The organism is Flavobacterium sp. SOK18b (assembly GCF_014156605.1).
Lineage (GTDB): Bacteria > Bacteroidota > Bacteroidia > Flavobacteriales > Flavobacteriaceae > Flavobacterium > Flavobacterium tiangeerense.
The window spans coordinates 1-24375 of sequence record NZ_QKNZ01000106.1 but is presented as its reverse complement, the minus strand read 5'-3'; the positions used below and the strand labels follow the sequence as shown (position 1 = coordinate 24375).

At 37.3% G+C, this 24375-nt stretch carries 23 protein-coding genes and 2 pseudogenes; 8 read left to right on the top strand and 17 right to left on the bottom strand.

Going from position 1 to position 24375, the window contains the following annotated elements; all coding sequences use genetic code 11:
- From DNC80_RS13990 to DNC80_RS13970, 5 genes are all read right to left on the bottom strand, one after another.
- The coding region (locus DNC80_RS13990; protein WP_182651737.1) for a type I restriction endonuclease subunit R at positions 1-2170 on the bottom strand (2170 nt) is incomplete at its 3' end.
- A 40-nt stretch (positions 2171-2210) separates the two neighbouring features.
- Positions 2211-3515 carry a Fic family protein gene (locus DNC80_RS13985; protein WP_182651736.1) on the bottom strand — a complete coding sequence of 435 codons (1305 nt, stop codon included), beginning with the start codon at positions 3513-3515 and terminating at the stop codon, positions 2211-2213.
- A gap of 158 nt (positions 3516-3673) precedes the next feature.
- Positions 3674-3865, bottom strand: coding sequence for a hypothetical protein (locus DNC80_RS13980; RefSeq protein ID WP_099715398.1), 192 nt, complete (start codon positions 3863-3865; stop codon positions 3674-3676).
- Positions 3866-3876: 11 nt separating this feature from the next.
- Positions 3877-5100, bottom strand: coding sequence for a restriction endonuclease subunit S (locus DNC80_RS13975; RefSeq protein WP_182651735.1), 1224 nt, complete (start codon positions 5098-5100; stop codon positions 3877-3879).
- Position 5101: 1 nt separating this feature from the next.
- Positions 5102-6694 carry a type I restriction-modification system subunit M gene (locus DNC80_RS13970; RefSeq protein ID WP_182651734.1) on the bottom strand — a complete coding sequence of 531 codons (1593 nt, stop codon included), beginning with the start codon at positions 6692-6694 and terminating at the stop codon, positions 5102-5104.
- Between the two features lie 835 nt (positions 6695-7529).
- On the opposite strand from DNC80_RS13970, the gene DNC80_RS13965 reads away from it, so the two are divergent.
- From DNC80_RS13965 to DNC80_RS13935, 7 genes are all read left to right on the top strand, one after another.
- Entirely contained in the window at positions 7530-7907 is a 378-nt protein-coding gene (locus tag DNC80_RS13965) for a single-stranded DNA-binding protein (RefSeq protein ID WP_099715395.1), read from the top strand.
- Positions 7908-7952: 45 nt separating this feature from the next.
- A complete protein-coding gene (locus tag DNC80_RS13960) occupies positions 7953-9026 on the top strand; it encodes a DUF932 domain-containing protein (RefSeq protein WP_182651733.1) in 1074 nt (357 codons plus the stop codon).
- 93 nt (positions 9027-9119) lie between these two features.
- Positions 9120-9656, top strand: a complete 537-nt coding sequence (locus DNC80_RS13955; RefSeq protein WP_099715393.1) for a PRTRC system protein E — start codon at positions 9120-9122, stop codon at positions 9654-9656.
- 17 nt (positions 9657-9673) lie between these two features.
- Positions 9674-9892, top strand: coding sequence for a PRTRC system protein C (locus tag DNC80_RS13950; RefSeq protein WP_099715392.1), 219 nt, complete (start codon positions 9674-9676; stop codon positions 9890-9892).
- Between the two features lie 17 nt (positions 9893-9909).
- On the top strand, positions 9910-11085 hold the full coding sequence (locus DNC80_RS13945; RefSeq protein ID WP_182651732.1) for a hypothetical protein: 1176 nt from the start codon (positions 9910-9912) through the stop codon (positions 11083-11085).
- The gene (locus tag DNC80_RS13940; RefSeq protein ID WP_182651731.1) at positions 11082-11804 is read left to right on the top strand and encodes a PRTRC system protein B; all 723 of its coding nucleotides are present in this window, start codon (positions 11082-11084) and stop codon (positions 11802-11804) included. Before DNC80_RS13945 ends, DNC80_RS13940 begins: the two co-directional genes overlap by 4 nt.
- The gene (locus DNC80_RS13935; RefSeq protein ID WP_131910826.1) at positions 11804-12610 is read left to right on the top strand and encodes a PRTRC system ThiF family protein; all 807 of its coding nucleotides are present in this window, start codon (positions 11804-11806) and stop codon (positions 12608-12610) included. The genes DNC80_RS13940 and DNC80_RS13935 overlap by 1 nt, the downstream gene beginning before the upstream one ends.
- Before the next feature lie 267 nt (positions 12611-12877).
- Here the strand turns inward: DNC80_RS13935 and DNC80_RS13930 are convergent, their stop codons facing one another.
- From DNC80_RS13930 to DNC80_RS13875, 12 genes and pseudogenes are all read right to left on the bottom strand, one after another.
- Positions 12878-13426, bottom strand: coding sequence for a sigma factor-like helix-turn-helix DNA-binding protein (locus DNC80_RS13930; RefSeq protein ID WP_131910825.1), 549 nt, complete (start codon positions 13424-13426; stop codon positions 12878-12880).
- Positions 13427-13643: 217 nt separating this feature from the next.
- Positions 13644-14084 carry a DUF3872 domain-containing protein gene (locus DNC80_RS13925; RefSeq protein WP_131910824.1) on the bottom strand — a complete coding sequence of 147 codons (441 nt, stop codon included), beginning with the start codon at positions 14082-14084 and terminating at the stop codon, positions 13644-13646.
- Positions 14085-14102: 18 nt separating this feature from the next.
- Positions 14103-14663: a conjugal transfer protein TraO gene (locus DNC80_RS13920; protein WP_182651730.1), complete on the bottom strand. Its 561-nt coding sequence runs from the start codon at positions 14661-14663 to the stop codon at positions 14103-14105.
- Between the two features lie 27 nt (positions 14664-14690).
- On the bottom strand, positions 14691-15584 hold the full coding sequence (traN, locus tag DNC80_RS13915) for a conjugative transposon protein TraN (RefSeq protein ID WP_182651729.1): 894 nt from the start codon (positions 15582-15584) through the stop codon (positions 14691-14693).
- A 25-nt stretch (positions 15585-15609) separates the two neighbouring features.
- Complete coding sequence (traM, locus tag DNC80_RS13910) at positions 15610-16938, bottom strand: conjugative transposon protein TraM (RefSeq protein WP_131910821.1); 1329 nt, start codon at positions 16936-16938, stop codon at positions 15610-15612.
- Positions 16925-17212: pseudogene (locus tag DNC80_RS13905) on the bottom strand (nitrogen regulatory IIA protein). The gene traM and the pseudogene DNC80_RS13905 overlap by 14 nt, the downstream one beginning before the upstream one ends.
- Positions 17213-17223: 11 nt before the next feature.
- Positions 17224-17847 (bottom strand): conjugative transposon protein TraK, encoded by a 624-nt coding sequence (gene traK / locus DNC80_RS13900; RefSeq protein WP_131910820.1) that lies wholly within the window; start codon positions 17845-17847, stop codon positions 17224-17226.
- A gap of 24 nt (positions 17848-17871) precedes the next feature.
- Positions 17872-18864, bottom strand: coding sequence for a conjugative transposon protein TraJ (gene traJ / locus DNC80_RS13895; protein WP_131910819.1), 993 nt, complete (start codon positions 18862-18864; stop codon positions 17872-17874).
- A 3-nt stretch (positions 18865-18867) separates the two neighbouring features.
- Complete coding sequence (locus tag DNC80_RS13890) at positions 18868-19500, bottom strand: DUF4141 domain-containing protein (RefSeq protein ID WP_131910818.1); 633 nt, start codon at positions 19498-19500, stop codon at positions 18868-18870.
- 34 nt (positions 19501-19534) lie between these two features.
- Positions 19535-22030, bottom strand: a complete 2496-nt coding sequence (locus tag DNC80_RS13885) for a TraG family conjugative transposon ATPase (protein WP_131910817.1) — start codon at positions 22028-22030, stop codon at positions 19535-19537.
- Positions 22027-22356 carry a DUF4133 domain-containing protein gene (locus DNC80_RS13880; protein WP_131910816.1) on the bottom strand — a complete coding sequence of 110 codons (330 nt, stop codon included), beginning with the start codon at positions 22354-22356 and terminating at the stop codon, positions 22027-22029. Before DNC80_RS13880 ends, DNC80_RS13885 begins: the two co-directional genes overlap by 4 nt.
- Positions 22357-22367: 11 nt before the next feature.
- On the bottom strand, positions 22368-22670 hold the full coding sequence (locus tag DNC80_RS13875) for a DUF4134 domain-containing protein (protein ID WP_131910815.1): 303 nt from the start codon (positions 22668-22670) through the stop codon (positions 22368-22370).
- A gap of 679 nt (positions 22671-23349) precedes the next feature.
- On the opposite strand from DNC80_RS13875, the pseudogene DNC80_RS13870 reads away from it, so the two are divergent.
- A pseudogene (locus DNC80_RS13870) lies at positions 23350-24375 on the top strand (hypothetical protein); the annotation flags it as partial.

The following is a 24375-nucleotide window of genomic DNA, read 5'->3' as shown; positions in this document are numbered from 1 at the left end:
AATCATCAACTGATTCAAAAGTTGGAGTAATTGCTGTTAAATTATCGTAAGCTTCATTAATTTCTTTAACGTAGGTTTCGTATGGTTTTAAGATGATAATTTCTTTAGCCTTTTTATCTGAAAATAAGGCAATGGCATCATCAGTGGCTTTTTTAAGATTCCTAAATACGACAATATTTCCTTGTGATTTTTTATCACCAAGAATTCTATTGGTTCTGGAATAGGCTTGAATTAAACCGTGGTATTTTAAATTTTTATCTACAAATAGGGTATTCAATGATTTACTATCAAATCCTGTTAGGAACATATTAACCACAAATAAAATATCTACTTGTTTAGAACGTACTCGTTGTGCTATGTCTTTGTAATAATTGTAAAAGGATTGACTGTCTTTTGTAGTCCAATTGGTTTTAAAGGTTTTGTTGTAATTTTCTATATAACTTTCTAGCTTATCTCTTTTATGATAGGCATTATAAACTTCTTCCTTTTCTGCTACCTCATTAAAATCTTTACTATCATAATCATCTGTATCGCTAATCATTTCGTCATTGGCACCGAAACTAAAAATTGTAGCTATTTTTAAATCATGTTTACCCTCTTCTTTTAATTTAAGGAATAGATCATAATATTTAATCAGCATGTCTACGCTACTCACGCAAAACATAGCCGTAAACGTTTTGTTTTGCGTTTTAATGGGATGTTGCTGAATGATATAATTGGTGATTTTTTCAATGCGGTCTTTGCTTTGTAATAATTCTTGGGTATCAATTGCTTCTACTTCAATGTCAATTTCATTTTGTGAATTCTCACGTTCTTTGTATTTACCCACGTATTCTACAGAAAAACGCAATACATTGTCATCTTTTATCGCATCGGTAATGACATAACTATGCAATTGCTCACCAAATAAGCTTGCTGTTGTTTGGTTTTGCTTGTTTTTAGACGAGGCATTTTCAGCAAAAATAGGTGTACCTGTAAACCCAAACATTTGATAGTTTTCAAAATATTGGGTTATCTTTTTATGCGTATCTCCAAATTGAGAGCGGTGGCATTCATCAAAAATAAAGACAATTTTTTTGTCTTTTAGATCGTCCATTGTTTTAAGATGGTGTTCTCTCGTAATAGCATTGTACAATTTTTGAATCGTCGTGACAATCAATTTGCTGTTGCTGTCTTTGAACTGGCGTACTAAATTGGCAGTGTTATTAGTTGGGTCAATACAATCTGGTTTGAAGGCATTGAATTCTTTAGCGGTTTGGTAATCTAAATCTTGTCTGTCTACACAAAAAACTACTTTATCCACCTTAGGTAATTGTGATAAAATTTGGCTGGCTTTGAACGAAGTTAATGTTTTACCGGAGCCTGTAGTGTGCCATACATAACCATTGTGATTGCTGTTTTTTACCTTGTCAATAATGCGTTCTACGGCATTAAATTGATACGGACGCAATACCATCAACATTTTATCAGAATCATGCAATACGGTGTATTTCGTAATCATTTTAGATAAATGACATTTCTCTAAAAAGGTATTGGCAAAATCCTCTAATTTAGAAATACGTTTGTTGTTTTCGTCTGTCCAAAAGAAGGTTTGTTTGAAATCGGGTTTTTTGTTTCCGAAATTGCTGAAGTATTTAGTATTTACGCCGGTACTAATTACAAATAATTGCACATAATTAAACAGTCCAGTATTGGCTGAGAAAGAGTGTTTTTGATAGCGATTGATTTGATTGAAGGCTTCTTTTAATTCTAAACCTGTTTTCTTTAATTCGATTTGCACTAAGGGCAAACCATTAATTAGAATGGTTACATCATAACGGTTTTTATAGCTGCCCTCAACTGTGATTTGATTGGTAACTTGGTACTCATTCCTGCACCAAGAATCCATATTTAAGAATTCCACATAAACCAATTCGTTATTATCATTTTTGAAAGCAAACTTATCCCGAAGCAACAAAGCTTTTTCAAAAACATTGTTAGACTTGGTTAGGTGGTTTAGTATTTGCTTAAAATCCGAATTAGAAAACACTTTGTTGTTGTGTTTTTCTAATTGCTTTTTAAGATTGACTAGTAGATCATTTTCATCCTTAATAGTTACTTTATCGTACCCATTAGCGGCTAATTGATTGACTAGGTTTTGTTCTAATATTAATTCGGATTGTGATGTCATGTTATATTAATAGTTCGAGATTCTTTACAAATCTCGAAGTTTATTTAATTTTATATTTGGTTAATAATACTAAGAATTTTTCAGAACGCACAAAGTTTTGTTTCACTTTATTGACTTGAATTATATCTAAAAAGTCAAGATTTACGAGACCTAACAAATCAGTTCGTGCTGTAAAATTTGATATTAAAAATCTATTCTCTACTTCTTTTACAGTAAAAATACTTTCTGGTTCATCGTATAGTATTTTTAATAATTGCGCTTGACGTTCATTAACATTTGGAATTCTAACAAAACTTGCAATTTGTAAATTTTCTTTTTGTTTCAGTTGAATATATTCTTTTAATGCTTCGAACGATTTGTCCATCACCTTTAAATGATAGGTCATAAAGTAAGTCAAATCATTGGTATCTGCTTCGGTATATAAATAGGCTTTCTCGTACTGATTTTTAGTATCCTGAATAATCTTTGAAATAGATAAATACTCTGTAAGCCAATATCCTTTTTTTAATAAATACCAGTAAAACAAGGCACGCGCCGTTCTACCATTTCCATCTGTAAAAGGGTGAATGTAACCAATCATAAAATGAATAGTAGTTGCTTTAAGGATAGGGTGCATAAAAGTTTCTTTACTATCAGCATTAAAAAAGTCACATAAGTCTTTAATTAATATTTCCAGTTCTTTATGGCTAGGAGGTGTATGCACGACTTCGCCATCAATATGATTGACAACTTGTACATCATCAGATATTCTAAATGCGCCTTCCTCTTTTTTATCGTCTAATGTATCACAAGCAATTAGTCCGTGAACGTATAACAATTTTTCAGGGGTTAAATCGTCATTGCGATTTTGTGTGATGTGTTTGATTGTAACATAATTATTTACAATCATTTGTTCTGACTTGGTCTTTGGTTTTACTTCCTTACGAAGCATTTCTTTAGCTTTTTTACGGGTAGTATTGGCTCCTTCTATCTGGCTACTAGAGATAGCTTCTTCCATAATAGCACTTACCAAATATCTAGTTTTATCAGCATCTGGAACAACATTATTTGCTCCCATATAACCACCGATATTCATATCAAAATAGTGAAGTATTTTTTGAATATAATCAGTAGTCACATAATTAAATTGATAACTACCAAAAGAGATATTTTTGTAATTTACCGCTCTTGCCATTTTTACGGCAGACCAAAGTTGTATAGGATCTAAATCTAATATTTTTTTATATTTTACTTTATCCCAATATAAATACTCGTTATTAATTTCTTTTATCTTAACAACCACATCTGGTTTATTTGCCAGTGCAAATATTTTTTGATTAAAAATCATTTTCGGTGCATCTTCCATCTTAACAGTATTATTAAAGAGTTCAAATATAGTAAATACTTCGAGATTATTGATAAATCTCGAAGTATTTACACAAACATTTGCTGCAACAATACATTTTTATCATCCAATTTTTCAATTAGATTTTATTCTAATAGTATTTCGGATTAGGATATCATTTATTTATCATCGTATTTAACCATAGCCTGAGCAAAATATTTAAATACTGTCAATTTTCCAGAATCTACAGCCAATGAAATTCCTCCTAATGGAAGATATCCCTCTTTAATCTTGTTTAAAACCTCAATTACTAGAAACTCTTTTGATTCCATTTCTAAAATAATGTAATCGATAATTTTTTTATTTTCCATAGTGTTTTTATTTACACAAACATTTGCTGTAACAATCCTTTTTTATATTCTTGGGTATCTTGTATTTGATTGGAAACTAATGCTATTTTTTCATCAATTGCCGAAAGGAAATTAGCGATTTTGGTTTGTTCTTCACTACTTGGAATAGGTACAACAAAACCTTTTACTGTTTGTGCATTTAAATTACCTTGTGTTCCTGTTGTAATATATTCTGCTAAGTACTTTTGAAAATCTAATAGAAAATAATATATATAATCAACACAAATATCCTGTTCTAATATCAGGTTCAAAACAGCTTGTGAAGTAGCTATTGGAATTTTATTGATAGCAACAAAGCCAACAGATGCATACATTGAATAGATGATTGAATTAACTGGAACAATCCAAGAAGATGAATTTTTCAAGCCATATTCTGATATACTATTTGATGTATATTCAATATATTTTCCTTGTTTAGTCATATCAGCAATTGATAAGAAAGGAATATTACCATCATAATAATCTTTATTTGTAGATTTAGGTGTTCCACCACTTTGTATTTTAGTACAAATCTTTGCGATAGTTTTTTCCTGCCACTCCTCAAAATCATTACCATTATCATCTTTAAACCTGATTTCTTGGTTGAAGATTTTTTGCATGATGCCTTTTTTGTAGTCCTCTAAAAGAGCTTTTTTTTCTTTTAAAAGGTTTAGTTTTTCATCTACTGATGAAAGGAAATTGGCTATGCGGGTTTGTTCTTCGTGGGATGGATAACTGAATGAAAAAGAATTAATTTGCTCTAAATTTAAATTTGGTTGGGCACCAACAGAAATATTATCTTTAATATATTTACTCATACATTCAGATGTAAGAATTTGAAAAATATAATCTTTATTTTCTTTTTCTTTTAGTCTAATAATGGCAAGAGCTTGATTTGTATTTGCTGGTAAAGCTTCTTTTTTTACAGTTGTACATTTACCTATTGTTGCACCGGCTATAGCAAATAGTAAATCATTTTCCTGTAGTATAGATCTTTTTAACTCTTTGTTATGTGTTTTTTCATCAATAAACAAACATTTACTGGTGTCTATATTATGACCATTCAAACATTCTATTTTTATAAAATTTACACCGTTTTCAGAAAAAGTCTTTGGTGTAGTACCTTTAGTTATTAGTGAGGTAATTTCTCTTAAACTTTTAAACTCCCAAGTACCCTCAAACTCTGGAAACCTTAATTTTGGTTGAAGTGTTTCCATATTAAAAAGGAGTTTTGATATTTAATTCACTACAAAACGAAACAATGGTTTTATCCACTTCATTCATTTTTAAATCAATGCTTTGCAATTGATCCGCCACTGCATTTACATCAATTGAGATGGCTTCTTCAAAAGTATTTACATATCGAGGAATGTTCAGGTTGTAATCGTTGGCTTTTACTTCTTCGAGAGTTGCTACGTTAGAATATTTGTCTATTACGGTCCTGTTTTGGTAGGTTTCAATAATTTTATCAATGTCAAATTCACGTAGTACGTTTTGATTTTTTACTTTTTCAAAATCATTACTGGCATCAATGAATAAAATGTTTTCTGGCGTTTCTTTGCATTTCTTCAAGACCAAAATACAGGTTGGAATACTCGTGCCATAAAACAAGTTAGACGGTAAACCAATAATGGCATCAATGTAGTTGCAATCTTCAATTAAATACTTCCTAATATGTCCTTCGGCAGCACCTCGAAACAATACGCCATGCGGCGCAATACAGGCCATAATACCGCTATCGTCTAACTGATGCACCATGTGTTGGATAAAAGCAAAATCAGCTTTGGTTCCAGGTGCCAGTCTGCCGTATTGCGAAAATCGCTCGTCATTTGTAAAAATAGGATTTGCAGACCACTTTGCTGAGAATGGTGGATTGGCTACAATGGCATCAAACTTAAAATCCAAGTGTTGCGGTTTTTCGAGCGTGTCTTCGTTTTTAATATCGAACTTATGATAATTCACATCGTGCAAAATCATGTTCATTCGCGCTAAGTTGTAGGTGGTACGGTTTTGTTCTTGACCGTAAAAATGTCCTACTTCTTCTACCTCTCGTGCCACACGAAGTAAAAGCGAACCGGATCCACATGTTGGGTCATAAACTGATTTTAACTTGCTTTTGCGAGTAGTCACAATTTTGGCCAAGATACTCGATACTTGTTGCGGTGTGTAAAATTCTCCTGCTTTTTGTCCGGCACCTGCTGCAAATTGTGCAATCAAATACTCATAAGCATCACCCAAAACATCACCTTCGGTATTGTCTAAATCGAAATCAATTTCGTCCAATGCTGTAAGTATTTTTACAATGACATCGTTACGGTCTTTGGTGGTACGACCTATTTTAGTAGAGTTTAAATCGATATCATAGAATAGGTTGTCAAAATCGTCTTGACTATCAGAACCCATGGTACTTTTTTCGATAGAGTTCAAAACGTTGGCTAAATCTTCGAGAATAAAAGTGCTTTGAATTTGCTCTTCATCGTCTTGATTAATAACCTTTGCATTTCCTTTTTTTGCAAGATTTGTAAACAGTTCGGATGGTTTTAGAAAATATCCTAGTGCTTCAACAATGGCTTCTTTTAACGCTTCTAAAACAGCTTTACCATCACTACTATTTTCGTCAATAGTATTAAACACGATTCCATCTGGCTTTAGGAACTCATTGGCTTTTTTTTCTAATTTTTCCGAAAGGTATTTGTAGAAAATAAAACCTAATATGTAGTCTTGAAATTGATTGGCTGATATTTTACCTCTTAGGATATTGGCAATCGCCCATAATTGGGTTTCTAAGAGTTTCTTTTGTTCGTCTGACATTGTGTTTTTTTGACTTTTTTTGAATATTGGCTAAAGTAGTTATAAACTTATATACGGTAAAAACTTATTTTTCAATTTTCTTATAAAATCCTGCATACAATTTCATACGATTTTATGCCAAAAAATGCTGGTCAATTTAACCGGTTTTCTACCCAAGAATCAAACTTATTTTTAGACAGGTAACGATGGAAAATTCATAAAAATAGGGCTTGATAAACACTCTTTCAATCCCTCATATTAAATCTTCCATGTCCTCGTTGCGCTACCGCTCCTATTCCAAATCAATTACAATCTTTTCCCACGTCACCTTAGATCATTTTATGAATACCTTATTATTTCAAAGCTCAGCCATAATGGTAAAATAATTAATGCGGCTTATAGATTGAATATACTGAATCCAATGGATGGGTCTGTAATTGAGTTAGGATATTTAATCCTTTGTCAAATTTTAATCTCATTTGCATTTGAGTAATACAAATCATCATTACTTCCCCTTCATTTTTATATTCAAAAACCAGTATGCTTTTGTCTTATTTCAAGAGCAAAGGTAACTCCGTGTTCTTTACGCAATAGCAAGGCCTGGTCCTTCAGATTTGCCAAAAAATCTCCACCCATCCAGGTTGTATTTTTTATCAAAGCCTTGCTATTGCTAAACACTCACCTTTTTATGCTCATGAAACAAAACATAGCATACTCCGGCTCTTTAGACGAATAAAAAAAATGTCAGCAATGAGAAATAAAATATTACAAATGGATTTGATGAAACAAAACAGCACCTCCTCACATTGCCGAATAAAATTTCAAAAAAAATTAATCACTAAAAATCGTAGAAATTATGAACATCACAGGAAGAGTGACAGCGGATGCGCAGGTACGCAACGTGTCCAACAGCAAAACAGTAGTAAACTTTTCGGTAGCCATCAACGACAGCTACAAAAACAAAGCGGGTGAGCGCATAGAGCAGACAACGTATTTCGACTGCGCCTATTGGCTTAGTCCAAAAGTAGCGCAGATACTCACAAAAGGCACGGTGGTAGAACTGACAGGCAAAGTGAGTGCAAGAGCGTGGACAGGCAGTGACGGACAACCACACGCAGGACTGAACTTCAACACCTCGCAAATCAAGCTTCACGGGGGCGGTAAGAAAACCGAAGCGGAACAGGCTTCTACAGGAAACAACAATGACGATACAAAGGACGACCTCCCGTTTTAACAACGAGCATCTAAATAATTTTTAACAATTTAGAATTTTAAAATCATGGCACATAATATCAATTTTAACAGCGAAACAGGACGTTATTCATTCTTTAGCGTAAAAGAAAAAGCATGGCACGGATTGGGGCAGATTGTGGAGCAATACCCAACAAGCGGAGAAGCGATAAAACATGCAGGATTAGACTATGAAGTAGCTAAAAGCCCCCTATTTACAAAAGGTTCCGGCATTATCGAAACGGCTAACGGCATAGAGATAGGCAACAGCGAATTGGAAGTACCTAACTATTTCGCCAACATACGCACCGATAACAATGCTGTATTGGGAGTAGTCGGCAAGGATTACCACATTGTACAAAACCGTGAAGCGTTCAATTTCTTCGATGCCATTGTAGGCGGTGACGAAGGCATATTATATGAAACCGCAGGAGCATTGGGCAACGGGGAGCGCATTTTTATCACCGCAAAACTGCCCGACTACATCCGAGTAGGCAATGGAGACGATGTTACCGAAAAGTACATTTTTTTGACTAATTCGCACGATGGCAGCGGAAGCATTACCGCAGCATTTACACCTATCCGAATCGTATGCCAAAACACCCTTAATGCTTCGCTTCGTTCGATGAGTAACGTGGTACGCATCAAACATACTTCGGGAGCAAAACAGCGTTTGGATGATGCTCACAAGGTTATGGGATTGGCAAATACACTGAGCAACCAATTAGAGGGCATATTCAACCAATGGGCTAAAGTAAAGGTAACTGACCAAGAGGTAAAAAAGCTAATCCAATTATCGCTTTGTCCAAATAAGGAAACATTTGATTTATTGAAAAAAGGTGCGGAAGATGAAGTTTCCACCTTGTTCAAAAACACAGTAGAAGATGCTTTTACCTACGCTATGCTTAGTGATACACAGCAGATGGAAACAACCAAAGGTACTTTGTTTGGAGCGTATAACGCCGTGACAGGATACTATCAGAATGTACGCAATTACAAAGATAATGAAGCCAAGCTACAGAGTATTGTAATGGGTGGTACGGCACAGCTAAAAACCCAAAAGGCTTTTGAACTGTGTACCTCTTTTGCAACAGAAGGAGCGGAAATCTTAAACCTTAATTAAATACCCTTAGGCTACCGTCTTAAATGGTGGTAGCCTTTAAAAAACTTTATAATGTGAAGACATTAAAAAAATGGACAATTAAATTTTAGAACGATGAACACAAATTTTTTCAATCAGATAGCACAAATGGACATACAAGGAGATTTGCACCTAACCATAGCAAAGGGAGCAGAAAACAACCTTATTGTATCGGTTATTCTCCAAAACGAACAATGCGGAGATACTGCAAAACAACTGATACCTCCGCTTAATTTAAGGGGAACAGCAGATGAATTGGATGAGGGATTTTTTCAGCAGATAGCAACACCTTTACAAACCGCTTCGGGTTTAATGGTAAATATGGAAGCCTTTATGAAACAGTTGGAAGAAGCTAAAAAGCAATCGGCAATGGAAAAGGAAAAAGGCGAAAAAGAGAAAAAGGAACAGGAAGCCAAAGACAAGAAATTTAAAGAGGGAATGGCAAAAGCGGATGAATTGGAAAAAGAAGGCAAATTCCGTGATGCGTGGATGAAAGTACCCGAAATTACCGACTACCCCGAAAAAGCGGACGAGATACGAAAACGCAAATCGGAACTATCAAACCAATTTTCTTCAACAGGTCTGTTTGCGACAGAGCAACCTAATGTTTAATACAAAATCCAAGAGTTATGTTATTAGCAACACAGTTAGAAAGAGTATTTATACTTAAAGATAAAGGACAGGACATCAGACTGACCGACCCCGAACCACGTTGGAGTGTGGAAGCGGTATTGAATTTTTACGCCAATACGTATCCCATACTAACCACGGCAAAAGTATCTGCCCCTATTATCCGTGATGATAGGATAGAATACAAATTGGAAAGCGTAATGGGAACAAAAGGTTAAACCAAAAATTAAAAACGATGAACTATGCAAAGCAATATCCTATCGGGAACTATCAGCATACCCGAACAAAAAACACAACGGCAACTGCACCGACAATTGGGCGAGTTCGCACAATGTATGCAGAGAGCCAAAGACACAAACGAAGTACAGAAAGACAAACAGAAATCCGTACCGATAGCAATGCTGCCAATGGTTTTCTAAAGTGTGCGTTTCTGCCAAAACTCAAAACAGTTCAATCCGTACAAGCTTGTAAGAAAACAGCAAAAATAGAGAGGGATTTTTACAAGTCCCTTTCCCAACTTGCAGAACATTACGGCATTGAACCGTTACAAACGAAAGATTATGGCTATCCCTATAATATAGCTTTGGCTATGTGGGATGCGGAAAACAAGTTAAAAAAGAACAATGTCAATTGGGATAATTTACGTTTGGTACAGGATAGTAAGAAAACATTTTTTACAAGCGAGGAACGATACGGCACAGGTACAACCCTGTACTATATTCCAATTGTTCCACTCTTTCAAATGCTCAATGACCCAAAGCGTAAAAAGACGGCTCAATTGCTCGTTTCGGTTTGCAGTTATCTGTATCATATTGCCGATATACCCTATTACAGACAGGAAAACAGCTATCTGTATTGGATGTACGAAATGATGAACGATTGGATTGAACAGGATGATTATACCGAAGAAACAAATAGCTGTATTGCAGAGATTGTAAAAGCCGAATGGATAGGCGAACGGATAGAACAAAAACTATTCAACCGTATCAATTTACAGATATTTGAACAACGCTTAAGACACTTTAAAAGCCGTGATACATTCGACTTGGAATGTCAAAAAGTGGCTTGCGATGCCTTTGTTCTCTATACGCAATATCCACACGAGAGCATTTTTCGAAACGCTCCAAGACCCGAAGTAGACCCCTATAATGATGAGAATGACTCCGAAACCGTTGGAATGGAAAAGTATATCTCCTTTATAGCAGATACCACAGGTTGGCTGTATGAGAGGCTTACCGACAGCATTAACAATGAGTTTAACGAGTATGGAGCAATGGAAGAACCTACTATTTGCAAACGCTTTGACGGAAGCAACATAACACAAACCAATCTTGATTTTGAGAACCGTTTATTTGCCCTTTTGGATGAACTATGCACACTATTATATGACTATAAAACCTATAGAAAATGAACAACATAAATGACATAACTGAGAATTTTGGAACGCTTTACCACCCAAAATCCGCATTGGTTTTTTATCAAACCAAAGGAACGAATACCAATATGTACGTGGAGCATTTTGATATGGACAAAAACGGAAATCCTGTCAATGCCCATCCATTGACCGTAAATGAAGCTAAAGTGTTAGCAAAGGCGTTACACACCGACAAAGAAAAGGATAAAGCCTTTTTAAAGCCAAAAGGAATTTTACCGACCAATATATTGCATATCAATCCGAGCGAAAAAGGCACGGTACTTTGGTACACCAAAGCACAGAAACAGCAATTTTATTTTGTGAAGGGTTTGGGCATACCCAACGGCAAAGCACATGTACCATCAATGCTTTGGTATGCCAGTAAAAACAGCCTAGCACTATTTGCTATTACTACTGACAGAAGACCAACAGAAAATACACCATTGTATTTTGCTCCTTTCTTCAACATTTATGAAGACGGTAAAGTGTGTATGGGAACTGTAAGTATAGACATTAAAAATTCCGCTTCCGTGGAGGAATTTATAAGTGCTTGGGAAGACTACTTTTTTAATAGCTATTTCAGCCATCTATTAGGAGAACACAGTCCCATAAAAGGGAATTGCGTAAGCCTTTGGAAAAAATTGATTGAAACTAGCGAAGCCTTTCCTAATGATGTATTGAAAAAGAACAACAAAACCATTAAAAATCTATTGTGATGAATACCGAGAAACTAAAAGTACATTTTACCGATAACTATCTGATAAGCCCTACCAATCCCATTACGGTAAACTTAATCGGTGCAGGTGGGACAGGCTCAAAGGTTCTGACCGCTTTAATGGAAATGAACCACAGCTTAATCGAATTGGGACACGCAGGCTTACGTGTCCGCCTATGGGATGATGATACTGTAACCAATGCCAATTTAGGAAGACAGCGTTTTGCAGAGAGTGAAACAGGCTTGTACAAGTCCGTTGCACTAATCAACCGTGTAAACCGCTTTTCAGGGACGAATTGGAAAGCCGAAACCGCAAAGTTTGAAAAGGACAGTTCGGGCAGAATACCCGAAGAAGCACAGGCAACTATTTACATTACCTGCGTGGATAATGTACAGGCAAGGTTTGGCGTTGCTGAAATACTGAAAGAAATAGGCAACCGCAGACACCACAGGGACGAACCGAAATATTGGCTGGATTTTGGCAATAGCCAGCATACAGGACAAGTGTTGCTGTCTACCATAGGAAACATTCATCAACCCAATTCGGAGAAATACGAAACGGTGGCAAGCCTGCCAATGATTACCGAAGAATTTGGAGAGTTATTAAAGCAGTCCGAACAAGAGGATGACACGCCAAGCTGCAGTTTAGCAGAAGCACTTGAGAAACAGGATTTGTTTATCAATTCCTCTTTAACCCAAATGGGATGCTCCCTTTTATGGAACTTATTTCGGCATGGTATGACACCGTACAGGGGATTTTTTCACAATCTAAAGGACTTTCGCACCCATCCCATAAAAGTCGCCTGATAGTCAAAATCGGGCGGCAAAAAGACACTCCCTTCCGATGGTCGGGACAGTCTTTTTGCGCCAAATCGGTGCAACCACTTTACCAAAATGCACCTTTCGCACTTCCTCACTCCGCATTTTACCAAACAGGTTGGAATCTTATTTCTAAGGGATATTCATTATCCCTTTCGTTGTTTCAGCCGACTTCTTTTCTTTCCACATCAGCCACCAAAGAAAAGAAGCAAAAGAACGTCGCCTTACTATAACTGGATTTTCTGTCATTCCAAATTACTGGATTGGCTGTTTTTTCCACACAGAAAAACCCTCAAAAAGATGTTCAATGTTTTCAAACTCTATAAATGCGGTCAGTTCTTTTTTGCACTGTTCTTTAAATCCCCTGAAACACCCAAAACTTTTTAGAGGTATTTCGGCTAGTTGTCCTATGGTTTGAATATCCAAAACCTCGAACATGTTATGCATTCTCTTACTAAAAGGAAAATGGCTTTCATAAAGCATTATATGCAGGACAATTTCAGTATTATTTTTACTTTTTTTGATTTGCTTGGTCTCGCATTTAAAGTCATATTTTAACTGTTCTAATTTTTGCTTATAGTATTCAATTTCAGCAAGTAACTGGGTTACGCTCTGTACTTTTTTATATGTACTTTCGTAAATTTGGCGGATGCTTTCACCGGTGACCCCATAAATGGAGGCCACTTCCTGTAGTGTCATTTTTTCTATCAGGAGCTTCAGCAATACATCATATTCCTTTTCAGAAAGTACTCTTCGGGACATTTCGATATAAAATCTATTGGTACGTGCTATAACATCTTTCATAGGAATGCAGTTAAATTACTTTATCACTGAAATAATATCCTCTTTCGTAAAGTCTTTTTTCTATATTTTATTTAAAGATAGTAAGGTTTATGGAGTTATCCAATGTTTGTATTATAGATACGTCTGGAAAACAGGAAATGAAACAACCCGAAGATCAACTTCGGGTTGTGATTAAATGCAAATGTTTATAATATAAACGTAAACGAATACCTGGCAGTTAATCGCTACTGTTAAACTCAAAGTTCAACTGCCTTTCGTTCCCGAAATTATCCGAAATCCATACATCAAAGGATTGGGAGACGGTGGAGCCCGAAGTATAATACAACCTGAATTGCTTAGCCCGCAACGGATACAAATCGTTGGGCAGATACGGAGGTTCATCGTAATAATGCAAAGTTCCTTGTCCGTCAAATTGGAAGTAACGAATAAAATATTGTGTGTTACTGTAATTACCGGTTGGCTGTATCGTAAGCCTAATCTCAACGGAATTGCCATTAGCAATTTCTTTGGGTACTGGCATCACCTTTACCTCAAAAGGGAAATCATCTTGTATTTCCAATTCGTCTTTGCCACAGGATGTAACAGAATTTATCAGGATTGCCAATAATACATACATTGGCAGTAAGCCAATTTTGAATTTATTGAAAAATGCTATCATTGTTTTATATTTTAAAAGTTAAAAGTTAATCCTCAATCCCAGACCGGCTGAAGGTCGGAACTGTTCCAGATCCGTACCCCACAAAACTTTTGTGCGACCCTGAAGAATCATCACAAAACGGTCGGACAAGTATGTTTCAAAAGACAGCCGTCCGCCTGCCCCGTAAATGAAATTGTCCTCAGTCAGTATTTTTGCCCCGTCATACAACAAAGCTTCGCCACGGTTAATGCTTTCATAACCCAGTACACCAGTTATTGCTGCATTCAGGGTAATGTTCTTACGGGTATCACCCAGCAGGAAGAAACTGTAACCGCCTTCGGCTGTATAGGTTTCGTTCGGTATACCGAGATCTTTGTATCCATAATATTGATGGGTATATTCCAAAGCCCAAAGCTTATAATTGCCGTTGTTACCGTTTACGGTCATACCTATATTAAAGTAGTAGTTCCTGCTAGGATTATTATTAGATAGAGTTCCTGCGTTTACTTCCAATCCTTTCTGTTTAGGCAACATTCGTTGTGCCTGTGCGATAGTAATACCCATAAAGGCAAACATCATCGTATAAATATACTTTTTCATTTTTCTGTTATTACGTTTAATGGATTACTAAAATTTTAGATGCATATTGTTAATCAAGCGAGCCTTGATCAAATCTGAATTTTCTATCTGAAGTGTTTGATTTCTGCCCCCATTCTTCTCGAAAATCTCAATTAATAACACTTTGTCATCGGCAATGGTAAACTGATTCAACAGAAACACATTTTGTTCGGTCATTTTCCCACCAATCTCGTCCAGCGGCTTGTAAGTGCGTAATGGCATCATTGGTCTTTCCTGCACCACGGTTCGCTTGGCAATCTTTTTATCCATCACTTTGAAATTTATAAAATCAATCTGGAAAGGAACATTGGTACGGTTTGCGAGTTCCGTATGGAAATAGTATTTACCATTATGGATGTAAATTCCTTTCAGGAGAAACTGTATGCCGAAACTTTTCGCCCCGATATGCTTTACAATGCTTTTATCGTTTTTGTAAATTGTTTCCAGTAACAAGCCTGCCAGAGATGGTGAGTTGTTACCCAACTCTTCAAAAAGTACATCACTTCCATTAGCCTTGTCCTCTGTCTTTTGCATTGTTAGCAGGTCATAACTCAACACCTCCGGGGATGAGCTGTAATTCACATTGAAACTGTAAAAATGGCCGTCATTGGTAATTACCGAAAAATTGGTTTCCGGTTCAAATTCTTTTACCGATGCTTTTACACGTAGTACATTTTCGGCATCTTCTGCTTTTCCTGCAATCAAGTATTCACTGCCCAGATCCACGTAGCGGATAGCGGTCGGGAAAATCAGATGCGAAGTCTTGTCATAAGTAACTTCCATAAGGTACGGTTCTATCTTACCCAAAGCAAGAGGAGTTATTGCGCTGTCCTGTGCAAAAGAGGATACTGCAAAGCCAATAATCATGGCAAATGCCCAAAAGGTTTTTAAGTAATTTTTCATTGTTTAATTCTATTTATGTTTAACATTATTTTTTGGAAACAAGGAACAGTTGATGCCCTGCCTTTAAGGTAACTTTCGGTGTCTTCACTTTTTTGGAGAAATAGCCCGAAATGCCCTGTACTACACCACGGCTCAAATCAGCGGCAACCTGTTGTCCTGCCGATTGGGTAAGCATCAGGCTCGTCCCGGATTGCTGGCTCATATTGCCAGCCATTTCGCCAAGGGCATTCATTTCGGGCGAATACGGCACATACAAACCCTGCTGACCGTCCAGATCATAAACCGTAATATCAACCGGGAGGATATTTCCGTCCAGTTCTATGGAAGTAACTTTGAGCTGTAAACGTCCTCCCTCAAGTTTGGCATTAGCCGTTAAAATTGTTCCTTTGGGAATGCTACGATTAGGCGTTTGGGCGGGTTCCAGTAACCGTAATCGTACTCCAGTTTCACCAATAATGGTCTGCGTTTCCTGTACACAGGCTTTAATACTGTTTTTGGGTTGTACCACTTGTTCTAAAGCACTGGCAGTATAAAAACCGCTGTTCTTGTTTTGACTCCAATCTGCTAAAAAGGCACTATCGTTAGGCTCACGGTACAAGGCAGATACGGTGTTCTTTCTTGCAGAAGTGAATGCCACGAACTGCTCTTTTTGTGTAGATGAAGACGACTTAGAAACAGCATCATTGGCAGGTACAACTTCCCCCATATTTGTACCTGAAGGAAGATATTTTGCAGCCATCTGATAGGATTTCTCCATCAATGCTAATTGATCATCAACCGTTACTTTGGCTGGAACGTCTTTCTCAGCCAGTTTTTCCTTTAATTCTTCCAATTGCTTGCGGAGTTCCTGCGTCTCAGAATTATCGTCCTTATAGAAAGAGCCTAATGTGCTTTGCACGTTGCGGTAACTGTTTAAAGCGGGATTACTTTGTTTTCCAGATCCGTTGGCACTGCTGTAGCTTTCTTCTTCTTTAGGTAGCTCCTCCTCCGCTTCTACATTTTCGTCGGTATTCCAGTAATCAGAAAGAGATGTGAGAGCGTTCCTCTTTTCCTGATTCTTACGTTCTAGCATTTCCTCCTCGTATGCCTTACCCTTATCGGCAGGCATTCCTGCGCCAGTAGCCTGAGGTACAACCTCGTTCAGTCCGATTTTATCGATTTCCTTTTTCTCGGAAGACGGTTTAAATATCAAGTACATACAGCCGATGAACACAACACCCATCAAACCGAATATAAGTGGTTTTTTAAGCTTTTGGGCTTTGTTCTGTGTACTTTCTTGCAAAACATCTTCGGTTGCTGCTGGGTTACCTTCCGTTACCCGAACAACCGTTTTTTTATTCTCATTTTCTTTCATGAATGTCATTTTTTAAAATTGTTGATACTGTATCCTGCAAGAGTGCAGGACTTCATTTCTTTTTGAGAACAGGATTTTCGATATGCTCAATGACCATATCGTTATTGGACTTGCTGGTATCATACCATACTTTGAAAATAACCCCTGCGCTAAGCAACAGATACCCCGCAAAAAAGTAAAGCGTGTACTTGTGCTGTTTTCTTAAAGGCAGTGTTCGCCAACGTTCATCCAGTTTCTCAAACCAATTGTCCATATCAGTTCGTAATTTTTTCATATCCTACGTTTTTAGCGTTCAATGACCTCTATATCTTTGTTTTCCACAACAGTAAACTTTTCGATATTGAAGCCCTGCGGGTTATTGTCCGAACGGACAGAGTTCACAAGAAAACAGGAAGTAACCAGATTACGTTTGGTCACATTACTGGAACGGATGATGAACTGTCTGGCATAGGTACGTGCCGCATAGGGATAGGTGTCGAAATTGCAGACCACACTATCTACTTCGATACGTTGCTGTACGTTGCCCGATATAATACGGTTGTAATATCCCTTTTCCGAAAGGTCTTTGTAATAATCAAAAGCACTTTTATCGGCAAGGTTAAACGCCCGGCTCATATTACTTTCGATAGCATTTTTATCGGGAGCCAGCGTAAAGAACAGTTCGTGAAAACGTCTTACATGTTCCCTTGCTTCGACCGGTCGGTTGATGGACGCATCCTGTGCAAGTGCCAGCATTAGTGATTTGCCATTGTCCAGTACATAGATCTTCTGGCGCTGTTCTTCTGCAAAGCGGTAAGATTGCCATACTGCATATCCTGCAACACTGATGCAGAGAACGGCAAATACAAGAGCGTACAACCTGATTTGGCGAAAACTGTTTTCGATATTTCTTAGCGTTTTAAATTCCATTTTTTACTGATTAATCGTTCTACATTATTTGAGTAATTGCCCGCCAATATTTCCTGCTGCCGAGCCAGCTCCGGCTCCAGCAATATTTCCGGCTTTCATTGCGGTTTGGTTTACATTACGAGTAAAATTCCCTGCCCCACCAGCCTGAATAATCCAGCCTGTCACGGTTGGGATAGTAAAATATCCCACAATGCCAATGATCATAAAAATCACATACACGGTATTTGACGTATCGGGAATGAAAGTCGGGTCAGCAAGCATTTCGATATCCCTTTCTATAATCAGGGATTGTATCTTGGCAAGCATGCAGCTGAACAGGTCGGCAACGGGTAGCCATAGATATACACTAACGTATCGAGTAAGCCATTGCGAAAGTGTGGATTGAAAACCATCCCAAACCGATATAGCAAAAGCTATCGGACCCAAAATGGACAACACAATTAAAAAGAAAGTACGTATGGTGTCAATTACTAGAGCAGCTGCCTGAAATAGAATTTCCAGCAATTCCCTGAACCAGTTTTTTACGGACTGCTCAATGCTGTGCATCCCTCTTTCCATATACATGCCCGACATCGTGACCAAATCAGATGGCGACCAACCCAGTTCTTCCAGTTTTTTATCGAACTCTTCGTTCGATGCCAGATACGCGGTTTCAGGGTTGCGGAGCATTGCCTCACGCTCCAGCAGATCTTTTTTTTCCTGCAAATCGTTCAGGTCAAGAACCTGATTTTCGAGAATGGCATGTGTCCCCTGCACCACTGGGCTTAGCACTGCATTGATGGTTCCAAGTACCATGGTCGGGAAAAACATAATACAAAGACCCAATGCAAAAGGACGGAGCAGAGGGTACATATCAATAGGCTCTGCACGGCTTAGTGCCTGCCATACTTTAATAGCTACATAGAACAAAGCTCCCAGACCAGCCACTCCTTTAGCCACTGCCGCCATATCTGCGGACAGTGGCATCATCTCATCGTACAAGGAGCGCAGAACCTCGTGAAGATTATTAAATTCCATAACTTACCAGTATTTTTGGTTAGCTGTTCCGTAGAGTTCGAATACTCTTTTAGTATTGTTCTGCTTTTTTGCCCTTAGAAAACTTACTGAGATATTTTTGTTCGTGTAATAGCGTACAAGGCTGTGGTATTCCTTCACTTCTTTGTACACACGGTCAATAATATCCATACGTTCTTTGTCATTCAATGACAAACTGGAAGAGCTTACGATCTGTTTGAGCTCTTTCAGCAGTGCTGTACTTTCGTTGAGCAGTGCTGCATAACCATTGGCGATAGCCATCAATTCCTGAGGAGAAAAATTGGGATCGTTCATCATTTTGCCAAAATTCTGAACATACATTTCGGAAACATCGCCAACCAGCAGTACTGTCTGCTGCACCTTACGGGCATCTTTCACCAAATTGTTGACAGCTTGCAACTTATCATAGTATTCTTTGCCCTGTTTATATACCTTTTCCACTTCCTTGAAATTTTTAATAACATTGGATACCGTGGATGAAGTCTGTACCATTTCATTGGCACTGTTAACAATTCCCTGAGCCAGATTTGTGGGGTCTGTAACCACCCATTGGGCTTTTGCGGACGGTACTACAGCCAATATTAGTGCTGTCAACACCATGAATAGTATTTTTTTCATTGTTCTTCGATTTTTAAATGATTAATAATTGTATTTACTTTTCTCTTCTTTGTAGGGCTATCCGTTTGATAGCGTGCTCTACATTTCCATCTAGTTCACCGGCAAGCTTCATCACCTCCATTTTCTCCGTTTCCTCGGTGGTATATGCGAGATATTCTTCAACGGACACTTCTGTGGCATAAACTGCAGAATGGGTTCCACCCAAACCAATCCAAACTTCCTTGTAGAGCCGTGATGGGTCATTATTCATATTGATGGAAAGTACCTGTGCCTTTTCTTTATCAGACAAGCCAAGCATTGCCTGTATGTCATCAAACTTGTTCATGTACTTGCGCTGGTCGAGCAGGATTTTACAATCGGAATTGTTGATGATACTTTCCTTGACGATGGGTGATTGGATGATGTCATCTACCTCTTGCGTTACTACTATGGCTTCTCCGAAAAACTTCCTGACCGTTTTAAAGAGGTACTTTATATATTCTGCCATTCCCTCTTTAGCAATCGCTTTCCAAGCCTCTTCAATCAGAATGAGTTTGCGGATACCTTTCAATCGTCTCATCTTGTTAATGAACACCTCCATGATGATGATAGTCACAATTGGAAAGAGAATTTTATGGTCTTTGATCGCATCAATTTCAAACACAATGAAGCGTTTGGAAAGCAGGTCTAGCTGCTTATCGGAATTGAGCAGGTAATCGTATTCACCTCCTTTGTAGTAAGGTTCCAGTACGTTCAAAAAATTAGCGATGTCAAAGTCTTTTTCCCTGACCTTTTTTTCTTGTAGTACTTTACGATAATCGCCCTGCACATACTCATAGAAACCATTGAATGAAGGATATGCATCATTCTGTTTGATACGCTCTATATAACCACTTACCGCATTGGATAATGCCACTTCTTCGGAACGGGTTGGTGGTTCATCATCACGTTTCCAAAGTGTAAGTATCAGGGTTTTGACACTTTCTCTTTTCTCTATGTCAAACACTCCATCATCGGTATAGAATGGATTGAAGGCAATAGGATTGTCTTCTGTATAAGTGAAGTAAACCCCGTCTTCGCCTTTGGTTTTTCCTTTGATAAGTTCACATAATCCCTGATATGAGTTACCCGTATCTACCAGCAGAACGTGTGCGCCTTGCTCGTAGTATTGCCTAACCATGTGGTTGGTAAAGAAAGATTTACCGCTTCCCGAAGGACCCAATATAAACTTGTTTCGGTTCGTGATAATACCTCGCTTCATCGGCAGGTCGGAAATGTCAAGATGGATAGGTTTTCCAGTCAGACGGTCTGCCATCTTGATACCAAATGGTGATGGCGAATTATGATAATTGGTTTCTTCAGTAAAGAAGCACAATGCGGGTTCAATGAACGTGTAAAAGCTTTCTTCACTTGGAAAATCTCCGGCATTTCCAGGCATTCCTGCCCAGTAGAGCGTAGCCACATCGGTGGTATTATGGCGGGGTTTGCATTCCATCAGTGCCAAAGCACTACCGCTATCATTCTTTAGCTGTTTGAATTCGCTAGGGTCATCCGACCAAGCCATAACGTTAAAGTGTGCTCTGATGGACGACAGTCCAAAACTGTGTGCTTCGTTCAGGTACCGCTCTATCCATTCTTTATTGATCTGGTTGGCACGACTGTATCGAGCCAGTGAGTGCATATTCCTTGCGGACTTCTCAAACTTTTGCAGGTTGTCTTCGCTGTTATCCAAAAACAGATATTGGTTGTAGATATGATTGCAGTTTAAGAGCAATCCCACGGGAGCAGCAAACGACAAACGACAGTCACTCCGGTCGGTAGATAGTTTTTCATAACGGGTATCTGCTGATACAGTTGAAGGCAGATCGTCCGTATCGGATAAAGTGTGCAGGCACAATCTTTTGTTACCAACGCGCACTTCTTCAGCTCCGATTGCTATATCCTGCATTGGTGTTACGGCTTTCCTTGACAGCGTTAAATACTGTTCCAATAATCCTTGTTTTTCATCCGTACCGATGATATCTTCTTCCGTTAGGCGTCGTAACCCGATAAATCCGCTGTCATTTGCAATACGCTCAAACTGTGCAACCGCTTCCATAAAACGATGAATCGCTTCCTTATCCCTGATTTCTTTTGGTATGAGAGCACCTTTACAAAGTGATGAAAAATTACTCTGCGTACGCATTCTTTCCTTAGTGGTTTTAGTCAGGAACAGGTAGCAATAATGGTTAAGAAAAGGACGTTCGTTAAAATGCTGTTGGTAGGATTTGCCCAAAAAGCTCAAACCGTCATCAGCAATATCGGGTGCATAATTTTCCTTAATATACCAGTCCTGTTTATGGATAACGGTATAGTCGGGCAACGTCTTGATGGCTTTGTGCCAAGCAGAATGAATGGCTTCGTATTCCGCAGAAGCTACCGTAAACAGTTCCGGCAAACGCACTTCAAAACAGGCCGTAATGTCTGCATCCTTTGACAGGATACAGTTGTTTTCTACCGCTAGTAATGGAAACTTATTTTCCAACGTTGTGGTCTTGGCTACATTCCTCATACGGCATTCGATTTAGGGGTGAACTTTAAATAGCGATGTACAGGCTTGCGACAGATGATGTAACGAGGATGCCTTTTTCTTGCACCGATTTTCATCAGACCATGTTCTCCATACTTTTTGTTCAGTGAAAAGGTCTGCCATACTATCAGCGAAGCACCACCAGTTCCAAGAAACAGGCAGATGTAGGAATTGACCCCGGCCATGTAAAGTATCATGACCAGAATAAGCGTTCCTAGCAGTCCGCCTGCGAATATGAACAGGTATTGTGCTTTCAACCCTTTAAACTCTACCGTTCTTCCGATGCCTTTGTTGATATTGTAATTCATAAGGCAAGGGATTAAAGAAAGAATGAACGCAAAATAGTAGCCGCAACAATCAAGAAGATACAGGCACCGAACCAGCTTGCTGCAGTCTTGCTTGTATCGGGGTCTCCGCTACTGAACTTGCCGTACACTTTAACCCCTCCAATGAGACCTACCACGGCTCCAATAGCATAGATGAGTTGTGTGGCAGGATCGAAATAGGACGTAACCATTTGAGTGGCTTCAGTGATACCAGCTGAACCGTCTCCCTGTGCCATCGCACTAATTGTTGATAGTACAGCCAATACCAACACTACTTTTTTAACTTGATTTCCCATGATTTGAATATTTTATTATTCTGTATTCCTACGCTTTGCAGGATTTATGGACAAATATCTTTTGCAATCGGTAAGATTATTACAAAGTGGCAGTTAAGGGAATTGTTTGACCTTAGGTAGCAGTGATAATAAATGTGTTGCAGTACTTACTATAGAAGTTGAGAAAATCCGAAACATTTTAGACTAATCGAATTTAAACATTGAAAATTATTCAACTTATATTACGACTGAATTCAACGATAGTATAACCGTAGAAATGAACAAGGACAAATTTTACTCTCAAAAATAAAACGAGAGTAAATTTTTAATCTATTTACTCTCTTAGAAAATACATTAGCATTCATTTCCATTTTTAAGATTGATTTATCTAGCGGATTAAAGCCAAATACAAAATTAAAGGAGGGGAAGACATATTTTTACAACTCAAAAATTTTTAACTGCCAATACTTATCCCTGTAAAATTTCCATTTTTTTAATGTTAAAAAAAGAGCCCAACTACATAGTAATTTGTACTATTCTTATCCCATATTCGGTTACACCACTTATTCTCAGTAAAGACACTAATAAAATCAATGCACAAAATGATACTTTAATTTGTCTTTTTTTTCTCATTAACTGAAGTTTATTTATTTATAACAATAAGATGTTATATTTGCTTAGGCAACATAAATTTCGCTCTATGAAAAATTATCTACATAATCTATTTGCATCTAAAAAGGAAGAAGTTAAGAAGCCGAATACTTTAACTAGTTCGCTTGCTCCAAAGGTTTTAACAAATGTCTTAGATATCGAAAAGATTCAGCCTTATTTAGATAAACTAAATGAAACAATAGATACAAAGGGTATTAATAATATTGCACTCACTGGTGGATACGGCTCGGGAAAGAGTACAATAATTGGAACATTTAAAGAGCTAAATCCTAAATACAAATTCTTAAATATTTCATTAGCTTCTTTTAATAAAAAAAAGAGTGATGATACGTTAACAGTAGCTGAGAAAAAAGAACATAAAGAAGAATTAGAAAGGTTATTAGAAGTTAGTATTTTACAACAAATATTCTATCACGTTAAACCAGAAGAAATTCCTGAATCTCGTTTTAAAAGAATTATTAATATTCCTGATTGGAAAATTTGGAGTATATCAATCGGTTTTATTTTGTGGATTTCAAGTTCTGTTTTACTATTAAAGTACGATTATTTAGATAAAATTAGTCCAGAAAATTGGAGTACTAAAGATAGTTTTGACTGGTTTGCTCTATTCGTATTTGTAATAGCATTTATAGGTTTAGGTTTATTATCAAAATTAATTATAAAATTATTCAGTAACTCCAAAATCAATAAAGTAAACATAAAAGGAGAATTAGAATTAGGGGATAATGTAAATAAATCAGTTTTTAATGAACATTTAGAGGAAATTTTATATTTTTTTGAAGTAACTGGGTATAATGTAGTTTTGATTGAAGATTTAGATAGATTTGATAGTACTGATATATTTACAAAACTTAGAGAAATTAATATACTATTGAATAATTCAAAACTCATAGAAAGAGAAATCAATTTTGTTTATGCCGTTGGGGATGATTTATTTGATGATAAAAAGGAAAGAGTAAAATTCTTTGAATACATAATTCCTGTTATTCCTTTTATTAATTCATCAAACGCTGATGAACAGTTAAGAACATTAATTAAGGAATCTGGATTAGAG